The 17,181-nt window shown below is 54.1% G+C and carries 15 protein-coding genes and 1 pseudogene; all 16 read left to right on the top strand.

All coding sequences use genetic code 11. The features are described 5' to 3' along the window. Positions 1 to 8 precede the first annotated feature (8 nt). On the top strand, positions 9 to 263 hold the full coding sequence (nqrM, locus tag ABE957_RS17780) for a (Na+)-NQR maturation NqrM (protein ID WP_315585405.1): 255 nt from the start codon (positions 9 to 11) through the stop codon (positions 261 to 263). A gap of 1,204 nt (positions 264 to 1,467) precedes the next feature. Next, complete coding sequence (locus ABE957_RS17775) at positions 1,468 to 2,091, top strand: NeuD/PglB/VioB family sugar acetyltransferase (protein WP_349760006.1); 624 nt, start codon at positions 1,468 to 1,470, stop codon at positions 2,089 to 2,091. After that, positions 2,088 to 3,104 (top strand): N-acetylneuraminate synthase, encoded by a 1,017-nt coding sequence (gene neuB / locus ABE957_RS17770; RefSeq protein ID WP_349760005.1) that lies wholly within the window; start codon positions 2,088 to 2,090, stop codon positions 3,102 to 3,104. Before ABE957_RS17775 ends, neuB begins: the two co-directional genes overlap by 4 nt. Then, on the top strand, positions 3,101 to 4,327 hold the full coding sequence (neuC, locus tag ABE957_RS17765; protein ID WP_349760004.1) for a UDP-N-acetylglucosamine 2-epimerase: 1,227 nt from the start codon (positions 3,101 to 3,103) through the stop codon (positions 4,325 to 4,327). Before neuB ends, neuC begins: the two co-directional genes overlap by 4 nt. Then, complete coding sequence (locus ABE957_RS17760; RefSeq protein ID WP_349760003.1) at positions 4,320 to 5,378, top strand: sugar phosphate nucleotidyltransferase; 1,059 nt, start codon at positions 4,320 to 4,322, stop codon at positions 5,376 to 5,378. Before neuC ends, ABE957_RS17760 begins: the two co-directional genes overlap by 8 nt. 42 nt (positions 5,379 to 5,420) lie before the next feature. After that, positions 5,421 to 6,131, top strand: coding sequence for an acylneuraminate cytidylyltransferase family protein (locus ABE957_RS17755; protein ID WP_349760002.1), 711 nt, complete (start codon positions 5,421 to 5,423; stop codon positions 6,129 to 6,131). Beyond that, positions 6,124 to 6,858, top strand: a complete 735-nt coding sequence (locus ABE957_RS17750; protein WP_349760001.1) for an SDR family NAD(P)-dependent oxidoreductase — start codon at positions 6,124 to 6,126, stop codon at positions 6,856 to 6,858. Before ABE957_RS17755 ends, ABE957_RS17750 begins: the two co-directional genes overlap by 8 nt. A 148-nt stretch (positions 6,859 to 7,006) precedes the next feature. After that, the gene (locus tag ABE957_RS17745) at positions 7,007 to 8,077 is read left to right on the top strand and encodes a polysaccharide pyruvyl transferase family protein (protein ID WP_349760000.1); all 1,071 of its coding nucleotides are present in this window, start codon (positions 7,007 to 7,009) and stop codon (positions 8,075 to 8,077) included. A gap of 145 nt (positions 8,078 to 8,222) precedes the next feature. Continuing rightward, positions 8,223 to 9,122, top strand: coding sequence for a Gfo/Idh/MocA family oxidoreductase (locus ABE957_RS17740; protein WP_349759999.1), 900 nt, complete (start codon positions 8,223 to 8,225; stop codon positions 9,120 to 9,122). Beyond that, positions 9,103 to 9,927 (top strand): SDR family NAD(P)-dependent oxidoreductase, encoded by an 825-nt coding sequence (locus tag ABE957_RS17735; protein ID WP_349759998.1) that lies wholly within the window; start codon positions 9,103 to 9,105, stop codon positions 9,925 to 9,927. The genes ABE957_RS17740 and ABE957_RS17735 overlap by 20 nt, the downstream gene beginning before the upstream one ends. A gap of 39 nt (positions 9,928 to 9,966) precedes the next feature. Further along, complete coding sequence (locus ABE957_RS17730; RefSeq protein ID WP_349759996.1) at positions 9,967 to 10,914, top strand: polysaccharide deacetylase family protein; 948 nt, start codon at positions 9,967 to 9,969, stop codon at positions 10,912 to 10,914. 51 nt (positions 10,915 to 10,965) lie between these two features. Further along, positions 10,966 to 12,147 (top strand): NAD-dependent epimerase/dehydratase family protein, encoded by a 1,182-nt coding sequence (locus ABE957_RS17725; protein ID WP_349759995.1) that lies wholly within the window; start codon positions 10,966 to 10,968, stop codon positions 12,145 to 12,147. Between the two features lie 84 nt (positions 12,148 to 12,231). Then, a complete protein-coding gene (locus tag ABE957_RS17720; protein WP_349759994.1) occupies positions 12,232 to 13,521 on the top strand; it encodes a DUF4910 domain-containing protein in 1,290 nt (429 codons plus the stop codon). A gap of 495 nt (positions 13,522 to 14,016) precedes the next feature. Beyond that, positions 14,017 to 14,331 (top strand): annotated as a pseudogene (locus ABE957_RS17715) (IS1380 family transposase); the annotation flags it as partial. A gap of 515 nt (positions 14,332 to 14,846) precedes the next feature. Then, entirely contained in the window at positions 14,847 to 15,959 is a 1,113-nt protein-coding gene (locus tag ABE957_RS17710) for a polysaccharide export protein (protein WP_349759993.1), read from the top strand. A gap of 22 nt (positions 15,960 to 15,981) precedes the next feature. Continuing rightward, the coding region (locus tag ABE957_RS17705) for a Wzz/FepE/Etk N-terminal domain-containing protein (RefSeq protein WP_349759992.1) at positions 15,982 to 17,181 on the top strand (1,200 nt) is incomplete at its 3' end.

Below are 17,181 nucleotides of genomic sequence, written 5' to 3'. Positions count from 1 at the left end.
GACACGACATGACCCTTTTCCTGGTGGTATTCGCCTTCATGCTGCTGATCGTCGCCGCCATGGCCATCGGCGTGATCATGGGGCGCAAGCCCATCGCCGGCACCTGCGGCGGTCTCAACCAGCTCGGACTCAAGGAAGGGTGCGATGTCTGCGGCGGCAAGGACGAGGTGTGCGAGGAAGAGAATCGCAAGCGCAGCAGCGCCCGTCGCCGCAGCGACGAAAGTCGCGGCGCCGACCTGGGCTACGATGCGACGCGGCGCTGATCGGACAGACAGGCCAGCATCGGACGAGAAGGATCGAGGGCGAGGAGCCCTCGATCTTTTTTTTGTCAGTCGCAGCAGGTGCAGGAAGGCCCCCTCCAGATCCCGCACCACCGAGAGCAGCGTCAGCCGCCCTTGATGAGCGTGGCGCACAGGCTCTCCGGTGCAACCACAGCTCTTCTCCCCGGTAGCGTGCGACGAAGACGTTCGCACTGGTCTCCTGCTGATCGTACTGCCGGCGCAGGGCCGGCGAGGGATAGGCATCCCGATATCACTCGGTCAGGTCAAGACTTTCGGGGGGCGAGACCGGGATCCTTCGCCATGGCGTCCTCGAAGGCCCCGATAACCTTTCACATCGGGCGGGCGATACTGTAACAGCAGGGTGAGACAAACGCCCTCGAGTACTTCTTCGATAGCACCTTCCATCACCCGACTTACCGGATAACTGTCCAGATCGGGATGCTCGGGTACTATATCTGGCTGTGAGGCTTGGCACGATGTTCATCTTTGCTGAATGATATCTCTAATACTTGATCATTTAAGCATTAATTAATTCAGAAGCTTAGCCACTTTCGGGTCATGAAGATGAGAGCCGTGTGCTGGATGCCCACAAGCACGGTTCTTTGAACGGGGAGGCCCAAGCTTTCCCGATCGCTATCCTGCCAGAACCAAACGTAGTGGCAGCTGCTTGTCTAGTATTAAATAATTAATCAAAAATTGACTATAAATCTAATATAAAAGTTAGTCTATGTCTAACTCTATAATGAAAAAAAACTACGATAAAAATAGTGTGAGCAACAATTGCCTGAATTATGTAACCTTGTGTGAAGGAAAAGAATTTTTTGTATCCCTGAATGGGTCAGTCACTATTATTTCGTCGGCTTCTGGAGGCGAGGGAATATCTTTTTCCGGTATTGGAGATCGTCCAGAAAGATCTCCGTGGCGGTAGCGTGGGAAACGAAAACCGAAATAAAGGCAAAGTATCATGGAATTGCAACGCTCTAAGGTTTTCGTTACCGGTGCGGACGACTTCATCGGTTCACACTTGACAGATTCACTTGTGGCGATGGGTGCAAGGACGGGCTGGTTATTGGTTTGAGCAAGACTATCGACTAGTTTCCAGCCCGGATAAGTTGGCCCGTTACGAGGCCAATACCTACAATATCTGATACTAGTTGTTGACGACATAATTAAGACGGCAGTCGCAATGTCCGACTTTATCATCGTGGGTGGTGGCGGTCATGCACGAGTAGTGCATTGCGTCCTCGAAACATTGGGACATCGGGTTACGGGCTATACCGATCCCGACCCAAATAGCTACGCCGAAACCCCCTATCTGGGAACGGATGTCTTCTTGACCGAGGAGCCAATACCGAAGGTCCATGACCTGGCTCTGGGCATCGGAAAAGTGAAGACGAGCCCCGGAAGGTTGGTTTTGCTAGAGCACCTACAGTCATACGGTTATCAGTTTCCGGTGATTCGGGCCAAGGGCGCGATCATGCACCAGGGGGTACAGAGCGGCATGGGCACGGTGGTGATGGATGGCGCCGTGGTGGTGACGGGAAGCCGGCTGGGGTGTGCCTGTATCGTCAACACCAGTGCCACAGTCGATCACGACTGTCTTCTCGGAGACAACGTGCACGTGGCGACGGGGGCGATCCTTTGCGGCGGTGTATCGGTCGGTGACAACGGGATGATCGGAGCGGGTGCAACTCTCGTTCATGGCGTGAGTCTTTGTTCGGATTGCGTGATCGGTGCCGGCGCTACCGTTCTGCGAGATATAGACCAACCCGGTATCTACGCGGGAACACCAGCCAGGAGAATTAAATGAATACAGCTTCCGCCTTCATCATCGCAGAAGCCGGAGTGAACCATAATGGTGATCTGTCGATGGCGCTGGAACTGGTAGACGCGGCCAAGGACAGCGGCGCTGATGCGGTCAAGTTTCAGTCGTTCAAGGCGGATCGGCTGGTGACTCGCCAGGCCAGCAAGGCCGCCTATCAGAAGCAGTCGGTGCCGGGAGACGATTCACAGTATTCCATGTTGAAGTCCCTGGAGATGTCGGAGGAGGATCTCCGGCGCCTTCAAGCACATTGTCGGAAGCGCCATATCGAATTCCTGGCCAGCCCGTTCGACGAGGATAGCGCGATCCTCCTCGATGACATGGCCATGCGCCTCTTCAAGATTCCATCCGGGGAAATCACCAATCGTCCGCTGCTGCAATGCATCGGCAGTTTCGGCAAGCCGGTCATCCTGTCGACGGGCATGTGCCATCTGGCCGAGGTCGAGTCGGCTCTGTCGATCCTTGAAGGTGCAGGGGCGGGTGAGATCACCATTCTGCACTGCGTGACCGAATACCCGGCTCCTCTCGACCAGATCAACCTATCGGCGATGGTTACCCTGGCCAGAGCGTTCGGCAAGGAGATCGGTTACTCGGACCATACGGTCGGTATCGAGATCCCTGTCGCGGCCGTCGCCATGGGCGCAAAGGTCATTGAAAAGCACTTCACGCTGGATACCCGCCTGCCGGGGCCCGATCACTCTGCCTCACTCGCCCCCGCAGACTTCCGGCGTATGGTCCAGGCGATCCGTAACGTCGAGCTGGCTATCGGTGACGGCATCAAGAAGCCGGTCCCCTGTGAGATTGCCAATATCGGCAGCGTGCGCAAGTCCATCGTGGCGGCGTCCATGATCCCCGAGGGCGAGGTCATCACCGCCCGGCATATCATCCTGAAGCGTCCTGGCTCCGGCATTCCACCAATGTTTCTCGAGGCCATCATCGGCCGCCGCGCGTCGCGCGACATCGAGACCGATCAACTGATCGAATGGTGTGACCTGTCATGACGCCAAGACGCCTCTGGGTACTGACCTCGACACGGGCCGACTTCGGCCTGCTCTACTGGCTGCTTCGTGAAATCGACGCCGACTCACGCCTGGAGTTGATGCTAGCCGTGACGGGCACGCACCTGTCTCCGGAGTTTGGCATGACCGTGCAGGACATAGAAAAAGCGGGATTTCCGATCCATCGGCGTATGGAGATCCTCCTTTCATCGGATACCCGCACGGCCATGGCTAAGGCCATGGGGCTGGCCATGTTGGAGTGTGGCACCGTCCTGGAAGTCGACCGCCCCGACATGGTCGTGCTGCTTGGGGACCGCTTCGAGACCGTCCCCGCGGCACTGTCGGCCGTGGTCCACGGCATTCCGGTGGTCCATCTGCACGGGGGAGAAACCAGCAGCGGTGCAATCGACGAGTACTTTCGCCATGCAGTCACCAAGTTGGCCAGTTATCACTTTCCGGCGACCGAGTCATACCGGCAGCGGATCGTTCAGATGGGGGAAGATCCCGCCAGAGTCTTCAACTTCGGGTCGCCGGGCTTGGACCATCTGCATCGTGGAGAGATGATTGAGCGCAGCGACCTCTTCGCGGCACTGGGGATCGATCCCGACCGACTCACCGCGCTGGTAACCTATCACCCCGTGACCGGCGACAAGCACGGAGATGCACGACGGGATGTTGCGGCGCTGCTGGAAGCGCTGGTGTCTTTCGATGGGCTGCAGTTCGTCTTTACCAAGGCGAATGCCGACAGCCAGGGGCGAGCCATCAATGCGCAACTGGAGGCCTGGTGTGAAGCGAATCCCGGTCGCGGTAGGCTTTTCGACAACCTGGGGCAGCGGCTCTACCACGGATGCCTGCGCCATCTCGATGTGATGGTAGGCAACTCCTCCAGCGGCCTGGTCGAGGCCCCTTCATTCCGGCTCCCGGTGGTTAACGTAGGCAAGCGGCAGCAGGGGCGTGTCGCGGCAGCCAACGTGATCACCACCAGAAACGACGTCGCGGCGATTCGCGACGGACTAATCCGTGCCCTGGATGAAACGTTCAAGGCTGCTTTATCCGACATGCATAACCCATACGACCGATTCGGCGATGGTAGCACGTCCACTCGCATCAAGGACGTACTGGCCACCTTCGAGATCACTCCACAGCTGCTGCAAAAAAGATTTCACGACATCGATGCTGACTCAGGTGGGCTAAAGCAAGGCCTAGGGGATCACGACCATGTATGAATCACTACTGATCGGTGAGTTGAGCAAGATTCTGGAGGCACTTCATCAACTGGAAGAGTCCAAGTGCCAGATCCTCTATGTCACCGATGAGCGGACGCGATTGATCGGCACCCTCACAGACGGTGATGTGCGGCGCTGGATCCTGGGAGGCGGCGACACGGATGGTGTCGTCGGTGATGTATGCAATCGTAGCCCCTATTCCATCCATGCAGGGTATCAACTCGCCGACGTCAAGAAGAGGATGCGGCAGGGGCGTTTTACTTCCGTGCCGGTGCTCGATGACGAGGGCTGTATCGAGGATATCCTGTTCTGGGAGCAGGTCTTCCTGAACGGCGCGAAGAAGAAAACCGTCCCGGACATGAACCTTCCCGTCGTGGTCATGGCCGGTGGCAAGGGAACGCGACTGGCGCCTTTCACCCATGTACTACCCAAACCCCTGATCCCGGTTGGCGAAAAGACAGCCATCGAAGTCATCATGAATTCCTTCGCCGAGTGTGGAGTCGATGACTTCTATGTGTCAGTCAACTACAAATCGAAGTTGATCCAGGCCTACTTCGAAGAACTGAAGCCGGGTTTCAAGGTGCGGTACCTCTACGAGGACCAGCCGCTGGGTACTGGAGGCGGACTGAATGCTCTTGCAGGGAAGTTGCATGGGAATCTGATAGTCACCAATTGTGATGTAATTATAAAGGCTGATTATCATGCCTTGATCGAGCATCATTGTGAAGAAAAAAATGATATTACGATGGTGGTTTCCGTACGTCATTTTGATATCCCCTATGGCATCTGTGACATTGTTGATAATGGGCAACTCTGCTCGATGCGTGAGAAGCCCCACTACGACTTCATGGTAAACACGGGAATGTATGTGCTTCACTCTTCAGTGCTGGACTTGATACCTAAGGACAAGTTCTACCACCTGACCGAACTGATCGAGGATGTGAAATCTTCTGGCGGAAGAGTTGGCGTCTATCCGATCAGCGACAAGGCCTGGCTTGATACCGGTGAGTGGCAACAGTATTGCGACACCATGGCCCAATTACGCTCCTGACGAAGTTCTTTATAGTTATTTACTAATTCACGGGCTCTCTTCATGATCGACAATCAGCGCATCGTGGCCGTGATTCCGGCCCGCGGCGGCAGCAAGAACATTCCAGGCAAGAATCTTCGTCCCCTCGGTGGCAAGCCGTTGATTGCCTGGTCGTTGGAAGCAGCGTTTAGGGTCAATGAGATCGATCGCGTGATTGTCTCCACCGATAGCGAGGCAATCGGTAAGGTGGCGCGAGCGTTAGGCGCCGAGGTGTATGAGAGACCGGCCTGCCTGGCCACTGACGAAGCCCTGGTGATTGATACCCTGCATGATCTGCGGGCAATGCTTGATCAGGAGGGTGAAAGTGTCGATGTGTTAATACTGCTGGAGCCGACATGCCCCTTGCGCGCCTCGGACGATATCCGGCGGACGCTGTCACGTTTGATGGAAGATGGCCTCGACTCGGTCGCTACCTTCAAGGCTGCCGCGCTCAACCCATGTCGTGCCTGGCGTCTAGAGGGGGATATGCCGGTTACGTTCATCAACGGCGTCGACCCTTGGCGTCCGAGACAAGAACTGCCAGCAGCCTATCAACTTAACGGTGCCGTCTATGCATATCGTCCAGACAGGCTTCCACCGGGACACTCGGGACTGCTGTTCGGACACTGCGGAGGCATTCTCATGCCGGACGAGCGCTCGGTCGACATCGACAATGAACTTGACCTGGCTATTGCAGAATTGATCCTGACGGGGAAGGAGGGAGCCAATGAGTAGTCGCATATTAGTAACCGGTGCAACCGGCGGTGTCGGTACCACACTATGCCGATATCTGGCCGATAAGTACCAGGTGATTGCGGTCGGCAGGAACGCCAAGTATCTTGCCGACCTGAAAGGCATGTACTCCTCTATCACAACGTATTGTTGTGACTTGGCTAAACCGGAAGAAGTCTCTCAACTCGTAAGTGCGTTGCAGCGGGATCATGAGTATATACCGTATGTCGTCAACAACGCAGGTGTGAATATCCCCCGCTCTTTGGCAGAGATATCTCGAGATGAGTTGGAATCTTCACTAGCCATAAACGCCATTGCGCCCTATCAGATTATGCAGGGATTGCTTACTGCCATGCGCAGGCATGGCTACGGCCGCATTGTTAACATTACATCTGGCGCGCCCATGAACTGCTTTTCCGGCTTTGGTGCATACAGTGCCTCCAAGGCCGCATTGAATGCCTTGACCGTGACAGCTGCACGGGAACATGAGGACTACGACATAAAGATCAATCTGATGAGTCCTGGGCCTGTTCGCAGTAACATGGCACCCTCGGCTCCTATGGAGCCTGAGGTTTGTCTTCCGACTTTCGATTATTTGCTGAGCCTAGATCGAAATGGCCCTACCGGACGTTTTTTCTGGCTAGGCCATGAACTGCCTCTTTTTCCAGATCTTCGTGGTGTCGATTGGTTGCGCGGCTTGGCCCCAGAGACGTATCGGATAATTGACTAGTCGCCTTCGCCATGTTCCGGCACGAGGAGTGCAAATGAGAGTCTGCTTGGTTAATGATACGTCGGATGATAGTAACTGGGGAGGTAGAGCCACTTCAGAGGCACTCCGAGAGCTAATATCCACGGCTGGTGGTACGATTGTATCCACTTTGTATCAGTATTCCTTGTGCTCGCCTAAAGCGAACGATGATATAGGAAAGATCAGAAAGGAACAAACCGGCAAAAAAGAGGATGTATCACCGCGTGATTGGAGTGAATTCGAAAGATTTGCCCTTTCAGTGATGCATGGTGAGACTTTTAATGACCTCGCCACTTCACTGAGTCAGTGCGATATCGTCCTGATCAACGGTGAAGGTTGTATCTACGACAGGACTCGGCAGAGTCGTATGATCTTCTTCATTGCTTACTTGGCGAAGCGTTTCTTTGACAAGCCTACTGCAATGGTCAATCACAGTATTGTCATGAATGACCCAGTACTTGAAGAAATCGCTTGGCACGTCTACCCCCTACTCGACGATATCGTGTTCCGTGAGGGTGATTCTGCTAGGGCTTGTCCTGCGGGGCGGGGGAGGGTGGCAGCCGATGCCGCCTATCTGTATGCACCGCAACCTCAAGGACAGTGGTGCCGGTCGGCCTCTCCCGTCGAGGACAGCGCCGAGGTTTACTGGCACGTTGGGGCGTTCGATCCCCAGGCTCCCTATGCCTGTATAGGAGGGGGGTCAGTGTATTTCCGGGGACTTCGGCCGGGATTCGATGCCATTCCCGGTTTCCTCAGACTGTGCCGAGCGCTGCAGGCAAGTGTTGGACAGGTGATGCTGACCGCCTCCTCGGCCAAGGACATGCGCATCCTGGAGCCTGTCGCCGAGAGGCTAGGCCTGCCGCTGGCCGGGGCCAACCTACCGGTGCAGACTGCGGTGAACCTGATGGGGAATGCCCGGGTGTATATCGGCGCCCGCTGGCATCCCAGCATCTTCGCCCACCGCGGCGGCACTCCGGTTATCGCCCTGAGCCGGCATACGCCAAAGATGGATGCCTTCCTCCAGCAGGCGGAGATGCCACCAAGCGCACTGGATCCGTTCGCGCTAGAGGATCAGCTCGACGCCATCATGGCGGCTGTAAGGGCTCATCTTTATGAGGGTGAGGAGCTCAGAGACCGGTTGCACAACGGTGCGGCCCGTCTCGCCAGTCTGGCAAGGGAAAACGTGCGCCTCCTCACCTGACGCCTGATTTCGGTCTCCAAGCACCTGTTTCTTAGCAGCTGGATGCTGGCACTGGTCACTTCGCACCCGACCGATACCAGCTGATTCCTTCCTCCTACCCACCGGGTCTTTAGCAATCATGGTCATACGCGTCGGCATCCTGGGAATGAGCGACGGCAACGGTCATCCATTCTCGTTTTCAGCCATCATCAATGGCTACTGTGACGACGGCCTGCGTGCTGCAGGGTGGCCTGGCATCTACGATTATGTGTGCCGCCGGCATGGTTCGGAGTTTGGCGTCGGAGAGCTCCGCGTCACCCATGCCTGGACTCAGGATGCAGAGCAGACGACGTTGCTCTGTGCGGCCGCCTGCATACCCCATGCCGTGGCCTCACCTACTGACATGATCGGCCAGGTAGAGGCGGTAATCATTGCCAGGGACGATCATGCCTCGCATCTTCCTCTGGCAACGCCCTTCCTGGAGGCCGGAATTCCTGTCTTCATCGATAAGCCACTGACCTTGGATCTCGAGGAGCTTCACTACTTTCAGAGTTATCTTGAGCGGGGGCAGCTGATGTCCTGCTCTGGGATGCGTTATGCCCGAGAGCTGGATGTGTGGCGTGCTGGCCAAGTCGACCACGGTGAGTTGAAGCTGGTTCGCGGGACTATCGTCAATGACTGGGAGCGCTATGGAGTGCACCTGCTGGACGCTATCCTGCCATTGTTATCTTCACGACCATTGTCGGTGCGTGCATTACCGACGAGTCACGAATCCTTGGTCGTAACGATGTCTGATGGCGTAACGATTCAGATTGATGCTCTCGGCAAGGCCCCGGCTATCTTTCACGTCGAGTTGCTGGGACTTCGGCAGATTGGCGCCGTCGACATTATCGACAATTTTTCGATGTTCCGCCGCACCCTGTGGGAGTTTTGGCGCCAGGTCGTCGAGCAGCGCCCTGCCATCCCCGTCGAGGCAACATTTGATGTGGTAAAGACTCTGATCGCCGGGAAGCTGGCAATCAAAACTCGAGAAGAGGTGACACTGGATGAACTCGACATTTCATGACCTGTTTGATCTGAAGGGACGCGTTGCCATCGTCACCGGTGGTCTAGGCATCTTGGGACAACACTTCTGCCTGGCCCTGGCAGAGTATGGTGCGCATGTGGTGGTGGCTGATCTGGATGGCGAGGCCGCGGCATGCCAAGCTATCAAACTGGGTGAGACCACAGGTGTAGCCTGCGCCGGTTTTGCATGCGACGTTGCCGATCCAGAGTCCGTCGAAGCGCTGGTCGCGCACACGGTCGAGCGTTTCGGTGGCATCGATATCCTGCACAACAACGCGGCCAGCAAATCCGATGACCTGCCGGCATTCTTCGCTCCGGTGGAGGATTACACACTCGACGAGTGGCGCAAGATCATGGCCGTCAATCTAGACGGAGTTTTCCTGGTCTCTCGCTGTGTCGGTCGGCGCATGATCGATCAGGGCCGGGGTGGGAGCATCATCCATACTGGTTCGATCTATGGTCAGTTGGGGAGCGATCCACGAATCTACAAGGGGTCAGAATATCTGGGCGTCTCCATTAATAATCCTCCTGTGTATGCCGCCTCGAAAGCAGGAGTGGCCGGCCTCGCTCGCTATCTTGCGACGAACTGGGCGTCGCACAATATACGTGTCAATACGCTGGTGCCGGGAGGCGTGAAAAGCGGCCAAAATGCTGAATTTGTTAACCGGTATTCTCAAAGAGTCCCGCTCGGGCGTATGGGAAATCCCGAAGACCTTGTCGGAGCCTTGCTCTATCTGGCCTCGGATGCGTCACGCTATGTAACAGGGCAGTGTCTGCATGTCGACGGTGGCCTCAGCGCCTGGTAACGACGTTTATGGAGACGGGGACGAAAAGAGGGGCCCAAGATGTCTGCCAGCCTGACGATAGTTATGTATCACTATGTGCGACCATTACAAGAGTCACACTTTCCTGATCTCAAAGCACTTGATTTGACCCGTTTTTGCGGGCAGCTCGACTTTATTCAGCATCATTACCAGGTGGTCACCATGGAGCAAGTAATTGCTGCCACGCGAGGTGAGCTTATGCTACCTGAACGATCGCTGCTTCTCACATTTGATGACGGATATCGTGATCACTATGAATATGTACTGCCGCTGCTTATCGCTCGAGAAATACAAGGGAGTTTCTTTCCCCCGGCGTGTTCCGTGCGTGATAGGCGAGTGCTGGATGTCAACAAGATTCACTTCATTCTTGCCAGTGTGAAGGATTCCAGTCTTCTGGTGGCCGAGCTTTTTGCGATGATAGAAGAGCATCGCACCGAATACAATCTCCGAAGCAATGAAGAATATTTTCTGGCTTATTCGGGAGGTAGCCGCTACGACACTCCTGATGTCACCTTTATAAAGCGCCTCCTGCAGAAAGGCTTGCCGATGCCACTGCGTGAAAAGATGGTTAACCGACTCTTTCGTTGCTTTGTTACCGAGGATGAAAGAGGATTTGCCGAAAACCTATACATGAGTGCCAACGAAATTCGCGAACTTTACTCTGCTGGCATGGCGATCGGTAGCCATGGCGATCGACACCTCTGGCTGAATACCCTATCTGACGATGACCTTGAGAGCGAGATAGATGCCAGCTTGGAGTTTCTGTCTAAGTTGGGTGTGCTGACCCGTGATTGGGTGATGTGCTACCCCTACGGAGGATACAACGATGCTGTCTTGGCAAAGTTGCGTAAAAAGGATTGTGCACTGGGGCTGACAGTTGAGGTGGCATTGGCTGATCCTGCCATTCATGACCCTCTATGCTTGCCTCGGCTGGATACCAATGATTTACCCCCCAACTCAAAATATTGAGCCGTTGGTTAGTCTTGGAATCGGGACACATAGGAATATTGGAGGTTCAAGGTGACTATATTCAGAACCGGGGATCTTGTGATTGCTCACAACAATGTGGGGAGCATTTTACAAGTCGTCGACAAGGAAATGGACGATACTGGTAGGGTTGTTTATAAAGTGGATACGAAAGAGTATTGCTATCCGGAGGATCTCAAGCCTGCTCCACATTATTTTAATGAAGATGGAACTGAATCAGCGGATATTAAAACCATCATAGTCACAGGCGGAGCGGGATATGTCGGGTCTCTTTTGGTCAGGAAGCTCTTGCAAAATAATTACAGGGTAATATGTATCGATAATCTACGTTTTGGGGGGGCGTCACTGATAGATATATGTTGTCATCCACAATTTTGGTTAGAGAATATCGATATCAATGATTTTGCTGAAGTTGACAGGGTTGTTGAAAAAAGCAACTGTTATGGAATTATTCATCTTGCTGCCATTGTTGGCGATCCAGCCTGTAAATTAGAGCCCGAGGTTGCCGCAAAGACAAATTGGGACAGTTCTATTCATTTGATTGACAAGGCGCTTCAGTCGAATATTGAAAGATTTATCTTTGCGTCTACATGCAGTAATTATGGAAAAATGAGTGGCGCGAGTGAATATGTTGATGAAAGCTCCCCTCTAGCACCTGTGTCGCTTTACGCAGAACTTAAGGTGAAGGTTGAGGACTACTTGTTAAATAAGATTGAAAAGAAACATGATTTCTCTCCTACGTGTTTGAGGTTCGCAACTGTCTATGGAATGTCACCTCGTATGAGGTTTGATTTGACTGTCAATGAGTTCACCAAGGAACTGGCATTGGGTAGGGAGCTGCTTGTATTTGGCGAGCAGTTTTGGAGGCCCTATTGCCATGTTAGTGACTTTTCCCGTGCTATGCTGACGGTGTTGAGACAGCCTAAAGAAAAAGTTGCTTATAATGTATTCAACGTGGGTGATTCCCTCGAAAATTACACTAAAAAGATGATTGTCGATGAGTTGTTAAAGTTGATGCCTAAGGGAAGAATAAAGTATATTGAGAAAAGTGAAGATCCTAGAGATTACCGAGTGAATTTTGATAAGATCAAGGATGAATTGGGTTTTTTGATCTCAAAAAAAGTCCCTGAAGGGATGGAGGAGATCCTGAGGAGTATTCAGAACGGGGTTGTTGATAAGCCGGATAGGGAAGTTTTTTATAATACACCTATATAGCACAGTGTTAATTAAAAACTAATAGGCATGGGCTTCATGGTTTTATAAGCTAACCGGTAGCAAGTGGCAGGGTGGCATGATCCTATGAGTGAAATGATGAAGATAGTGTCAGACCTTTCGTCTTTGAATCGTGTGATTTGCTCCAGCGATTACGATGATACCATCAGTTATATGAAAGAGATTTTTCCATTCAAGGAGCTGAATTTCCCATGTAGCGATAATTATAATGGTTGGGTAATTCCTCCAAAATGGGATATTAGATCTGCTCATATATACCACAATGGTAGACTGGTTTATGACGGCCTTTGGCATCCTATGGCCGTGATGGCCCTCTCGGCTCCTTTTAACGGTACGGTGACAAGAGAGGAGCTTCGTTGTCATTTGCATTATGATCACCGATTCGATGACCGTATCCCCTTCCACTTCCGGCAGCTCTTTACGAGTTGGAAACGTGATTGGGGGTTCTGTGTTCCCAAAGCGCTCTACGACTCACTGCCGGAGGGCGACTACGATGTCCTGATAGATACCGAGGAGTCGCCCGGCACCCTGAAAGTGTTGGAGTACCATCTGCCTGGTAAACTCGAGGAAACCATCGTTTTCGGCGCCAACCTGGATCACCCGGGCGTTGCCAACGATGGCGTGTCCGGCGTAGCCGTAGGTGTAGCCCTTTTCGAAATGCTTCGCGAGCGTGATTTGAAATTCAGTTATCGGCTGGTGCTGGCACCAGGCATCATGGGTAACGAATACTATCTGGGCAGGATGCCCGATGATGATCGGCAACGTCTGTTAGAGGGTGTCATGCTGGAAATGCTGGGCTCGCCCACGCAGCTGAATCTGCAGTTATCGAGAAGCCAGAAAAGCAATATCGAGCTTTCGCTACAGGAAGCGCTCGGTGAGGTAGACTACGAGCACCGAATTGGGGAGTTCGAAAGCCTTCTTCTCAACGACGAGTACATCTGGGAGGCCTATGGTATTCCAATGGCCTCGCTGTCACGCTTCCCCTATCCTGAGTACCATACCGATGCCGATAATGTAGCGTTGATGAGCGAACAACGGCTTGCCGAAGCACTTAGTCTCGTTGAGGATGCCATCAGTAGACTCGAGACATCACCCGTTATTAAAAAAAGATTCATGGGCAATATTTGTCTGTCAAATCCTGAATACGATCTATATATCGACCCTGGTCAAGTTGCTTTCGGCGATAAACCGGATGAAAATATACGGAGGAAGAGGAAGCTTATGAACATCATTCCTTCCATTAGCAGACCAACGACCATCCGGCAACTGGCTATGGAAGTGGCACTTCCGATGACGACCGTAGAACAATATATAAATGCCTGGAAGCATTGTGGTTTGTTGGAGGTTTACATCTGATAAAGGAAAATTTTTGTTAATTTTATATGGATAGGGGCGTAGAAAAGTCGAGCATTCTTACGATAGGTGTTGTCATTATGTAATTGTCATAGTAGCAATTGTTTGTTTTTCATGATTGCTGCATTTTTTCGCTTAAGGGTATTGAGTAGCCCGGATTAAAGAAATCAGCGCAGCAGTGTGCCAAGCGAAGCCTGATTGCCCCCTAAACCTACTGACGAGGATTGGCTTATTCATGAGACTGGCCTAAAGATCAAGATAGCGGATGGTATTCTCTCGAAAAATTACTGTTATGGAAAGAACCTGATTACAGAGGACCATCCGCCATGGGTAAAAGCGTATCTCACTGGATCCCGCCTGCAACGGCTCCATCTGTGTTGAGCTCGGCAGCCAGTGCTCCACCACCGACAGCGGTGCCTTGCGGTTGCTGCTTGAAGCCCTCGACAATAGCGACGGGATTGATGCGGCTGGTGATCTGGAGCTTGACCTCGCTGAACGAAGTCGGCGCTCGACGTGCATCTCTCGTCGACGGATCGCGGCGCCTCCCCCGTCCAGGACGTGATGGTCCACAACGAGGTGAGCCTGTGCTTCTGAGCCTCTACGCCCCTCAAGTCCTGTATGGCCTGCGCTGTCTGCTGCAGCGGCAATCCCGGCAAGGCTGGAGCCTTATCCGGATGCGCGAGCAGGAACTCACGGTAGCTGGCTACGTTTTCGCTCCACGCCCGGCGCATCACCGTTCACCTCGGTGACGCCGCCGATAAAAAGTGGCGGACCTTGTCGAAGGGACTGCCGAGTCTGACCTCGCTGAGCTGACGACCCAACGCCACCACGACTGACCCAAATGAGGAAGCGGCCACAGCGGTGACGGGCAATCACGGCTGCTCTGAGGGACGACATTTATTCCTTAAAGTTATTGAGAAACGAAGAAAAGCTTTATTCGGGCATTAACCGGCAGATTCTCACAACGCGAATGCTGCTCTTGGGGGTCGGTACCGGAAACACGGGTATTCACGATGATCGATCAGCGACCTCATGATTGTGACGGGTTGAATCGTATTCTGGCAGAAACATCCTGATTCTAAGAGAGAAAACCGATCGTCATCTTCGCTTTCAGGTTAGCCTCATGAATAAGTCGGGTTAAGTCCTTTCACACAGCGCAATATAGTATGTCTGCAGGAGAGACTGAGAGCGCTCTCATTATAAAGCATTATTTTATTCAGTATTTATATGCGTGTAGCGGCATGCACAGGAAAAATCCTGTGCCATAATTACTTTTAATTACATCTTGTAACGATGAGTTTCCCGATTCTCCATAGAGGCAGGAAATCATGCGCCACTCTCGCCACCTTCCCTCCTTAGCGGTCCTGCTTGGCGTCATTCTACTGGCCGGTTGCTCGATGGCACCAGGTGGACATATCGATTATAGCGCTGAGGCTGTGCCTCTCGATGGTCTTGTCGATATCCAGCCCATCACACCCGCACTGGTAGCCACCTACCGCGAGACAGTCAGTCAGGCGCACCCGATGGAGCGCCAGTTGCGTGACTCTCTGGAGAGCTACGAATACCGGGTCGGGCCAGGCGATGTGCTCAGTATCATTGTTTATGACCACCCCGAATTGACCATCCCTGCTGGGAGTGAGCGCAGCGCTGCAGAAGCTGGCCATGAAGTCCGCCGTGACGGTAGCATTTTCTATCCATATGTCGGTCGGGTCCAGGTCGCGGATCTCACTCTCGGCGAGATCCGTGAAATACTCGCTCGTCGTTTGTCCGTTTATATTTCTGAGCCCCAGGTTGACGTGCGCATGGCGGCCTTCAACTCGCAGAAGGTCTATGTCAGTGGAGCGGTAGGCACGCCCGGTACTCTGCCCATTACCAGTGTGCCGATGACTCTGGTGGATGCCATCAGTCAAGCCGGGGGTGCCCAGGACGATGCCAACTGGCATGAGGTGATCCTCAACCGGGCCGGACAGGAAGAGCGTCTTTCACTTTACGCCCTTCTGCGCCAGGGCAATCAGCGTGAGAACCGTCTGCTGCGTAATGGAGATGTCGTGCATGTGCCTAGCGCCGAGAACCAGAGCGTCGCGGTGATGGGCCAGGTGCGTCGCCCTGGCAATTTGATGCTGGGTAATGAGCGGCTGTCACTCACAGATGCAATCGCCCGTGCAGGCGGGATAAGCGAAGAAACTGCAGAGCCCTCGGGAATCTTCGTCATACGTGGGCACGATGCAGGCAGCGACAAGCTGGCCACAGTCTTCCAACTTGACGTCAGCAACGCCACGGCATTCATCATGGGCAGCGATTTTAGGCTGCAGCCGCAAGACGTGGTCTATGTGACCACCGCCCCGGTGGCCCGCTGGAATCGCGTGATTAGCCTGCTGCTCCCATCGCTGGTGCTGCCCGGAGATGTGGCTCAAAGCGCTTCCGACGTCAGCGACCTGTGATCCTTCAAGAAGGTGCACTGATATGAACATGGCCCTTCCCACACAGCTTGACAGGGACGGTATTGATCTGGGGCGATTGATCGGCATGTTGCTCGATCACAAGTGGCGGATCGTTTTTATCACGTCTCTGTTTACCGCTGGAGGGGTGCTTTACACCATTCTGGCAACGCCGATCTACCAAGGCGATGCCCTCGTCCAGATCGAGCATCGCTCCTCGGTGAGCCCGCTTGGTGATCTGGCCAATGTTATGGGAACGGGAGATACCCCTGACAGCTCTACTGCCGCGGAATTGCAGATCCTGCAGTCGCGCTTGGTGTTGGGTCAGGTCGTGGACCGGGTCGGGCTGGATACCGTAATACGTCCCAAACGTCCGCCGCTGGTCGGGAATTTCATTGAACGGCATCAGATTGCCCGCCCCAACTTTCTCATCCACCGTCTGGACCTTGCCGAATGGCTGCCTCGACGTCTCGAGTTTCCCGCGTTCATCAAAGAAATCCCAGCAACACCCGAGATGCTTAAGGGCAGCATTGCAGTTCCCGACATCTTGAAGTCAGAGCTCTTTTTCCCAGACTTCTTGCAGGGACGGACACTGGTATGGGGAGGCGAGTCACTGCTTCTGGCCCGCCTCGAGGTTGCCGATCCCCTGCGAGGTAGCCCGCTGATCGTCACGGCAGGGGAGCGCGGTGCCTATACCCTTACCCTGGGCGGTGAGAAACCCCGCGTGCTTGGCCAGGGACAGGTAGGTGAGTTGGCCAGTTTCGCCAATGGCGACATCGAATTGCGTCTGGCCGAGATTGACGCCCCTGAGGGTGCCCAGTTCATCCTGATCAAGCGCTCTCGTCCTGCCGCCATCGAGAGCCTGGGCAATCGCCTGAAGGTGGACGAGATCGGAGGAGGGCGCATCGCCAACACCGGCATGCTGCGCCTCACGATGACAGGCCCCGATCCCGACGAGATCCGTCGTTCGCTGGATGCCGTGGCCGAGACCTTCCTCACCCAGAACGTTCAGCGCCAGTCCGCCGAGGCCGAGAAGAGTCTGGCCTTCCTGGAGGAACAGGCCCCGCAGCTTCGCGATCAGCTGGCCGTTGCCGAGGACAGCCTCAACCGGTATCGCACCGAGCAGAACAGTGTCGATCTCAGCGCCGAAGCCGAGGCTACTGTCCAGCAGTTCATCGAGCTTGAAAGCCGGCTCAGCGAACTCGAGTTCCAGGAAGCCGAGCTC

This window comes from Halomonas pelophila (assembly GCF_040196315.1).
GTDB classification, from domain to species: domain Bacteria; phylum Pseudomonadota; class Gammaproteobacteria; order Pseudomonadales; family Halomonadaceae; genus Halomonas; species Halomonas pelophila.
The sequence above is the reverse complement of the archived record's forward strand: the minus strand, read 5'-3'. Positions and strand labels throughout refer to the sequence as shown.

Coding starts and splice junctions, on each gene's coding strand:
- nqrM (WP_315585405.1), top strand. CDS start 9: ATGACCCTTTTCCTGGTGGTATTCGCCTTCATGCTGCTGATCGTCGCC.
- ABE957_RS17775 (WP_349760006.1), top strand. CDS start 1,468: ATGTCCGACTTTATCATCGTGGGTGGTGGCGGTCATGCACGAGTAGTG.
- neuB (WP_349760005.1), top strand. CDS start 2,088: ATGAATACAGCTTCCGCCTTCATCATCGCAGAAGCCGGAGTGAACCAT.
- neuC (WP_349760004.1), top strand. CDS start 3,101: ATGACGCCAAGACGCCTCTGGGTACTGACCTCGACACGGGCCGACTTC.
- ABE957_RS17760 (WP_349760003.1), top strand. CDS start 4,320: ATGTATGAATCACTACTGATCGGTGAGTTGAGCAAGATTCTGGAGGCA.
- ABE957_RS17755 (WP_349760002.1), top strand. CDS start 5,421: ATGATCGACAATCAGCGCATCGTGGCCGTGATTCCGGCCCGCGGCGGC.
- ABE957_RS17750 (WP_349760001.1), top strand. CDS start 6,124: ATGAGTAGTCGCATATTAGTAACCGGTGCAACCGGCGGTGTCGGTACC.
- ABE957_RS17740 (WP_349759999.1), top strand. CDS start 8,223: ATGAGCGACGGCAACGGTCATCCATTCTCGTTTTCAGCCATCATCAAT.
- ABE957_RS17735 (WP_349759998.1), top strand. CDS start 9,103: ATGAACTCGACATTTCATGACCTGTTTGATCTGAAGGGACGCGTTGCC.
- ABE957_RS17730 (WP_349759996.1), top strand. CDS start 9,967: ATGTCTGCCAGCCTGACGATAGTTATGTATCACTATGTGCGACCATTA.
- ABE957_RS17720 (WP_349759994.1), top strand. CDS start 12,232: ATGAGTGAAATGATGAAGATAGTGTCAGACCTTTCGTCTTTGAATCGT.
- ABE957_RS17710 (WP_349759993.1), top strand. CDS start 14,847: ATGCGCCACTCTCGCCACCTTCCCTCCTTAGCGGTCCTGCTTGGCGTC.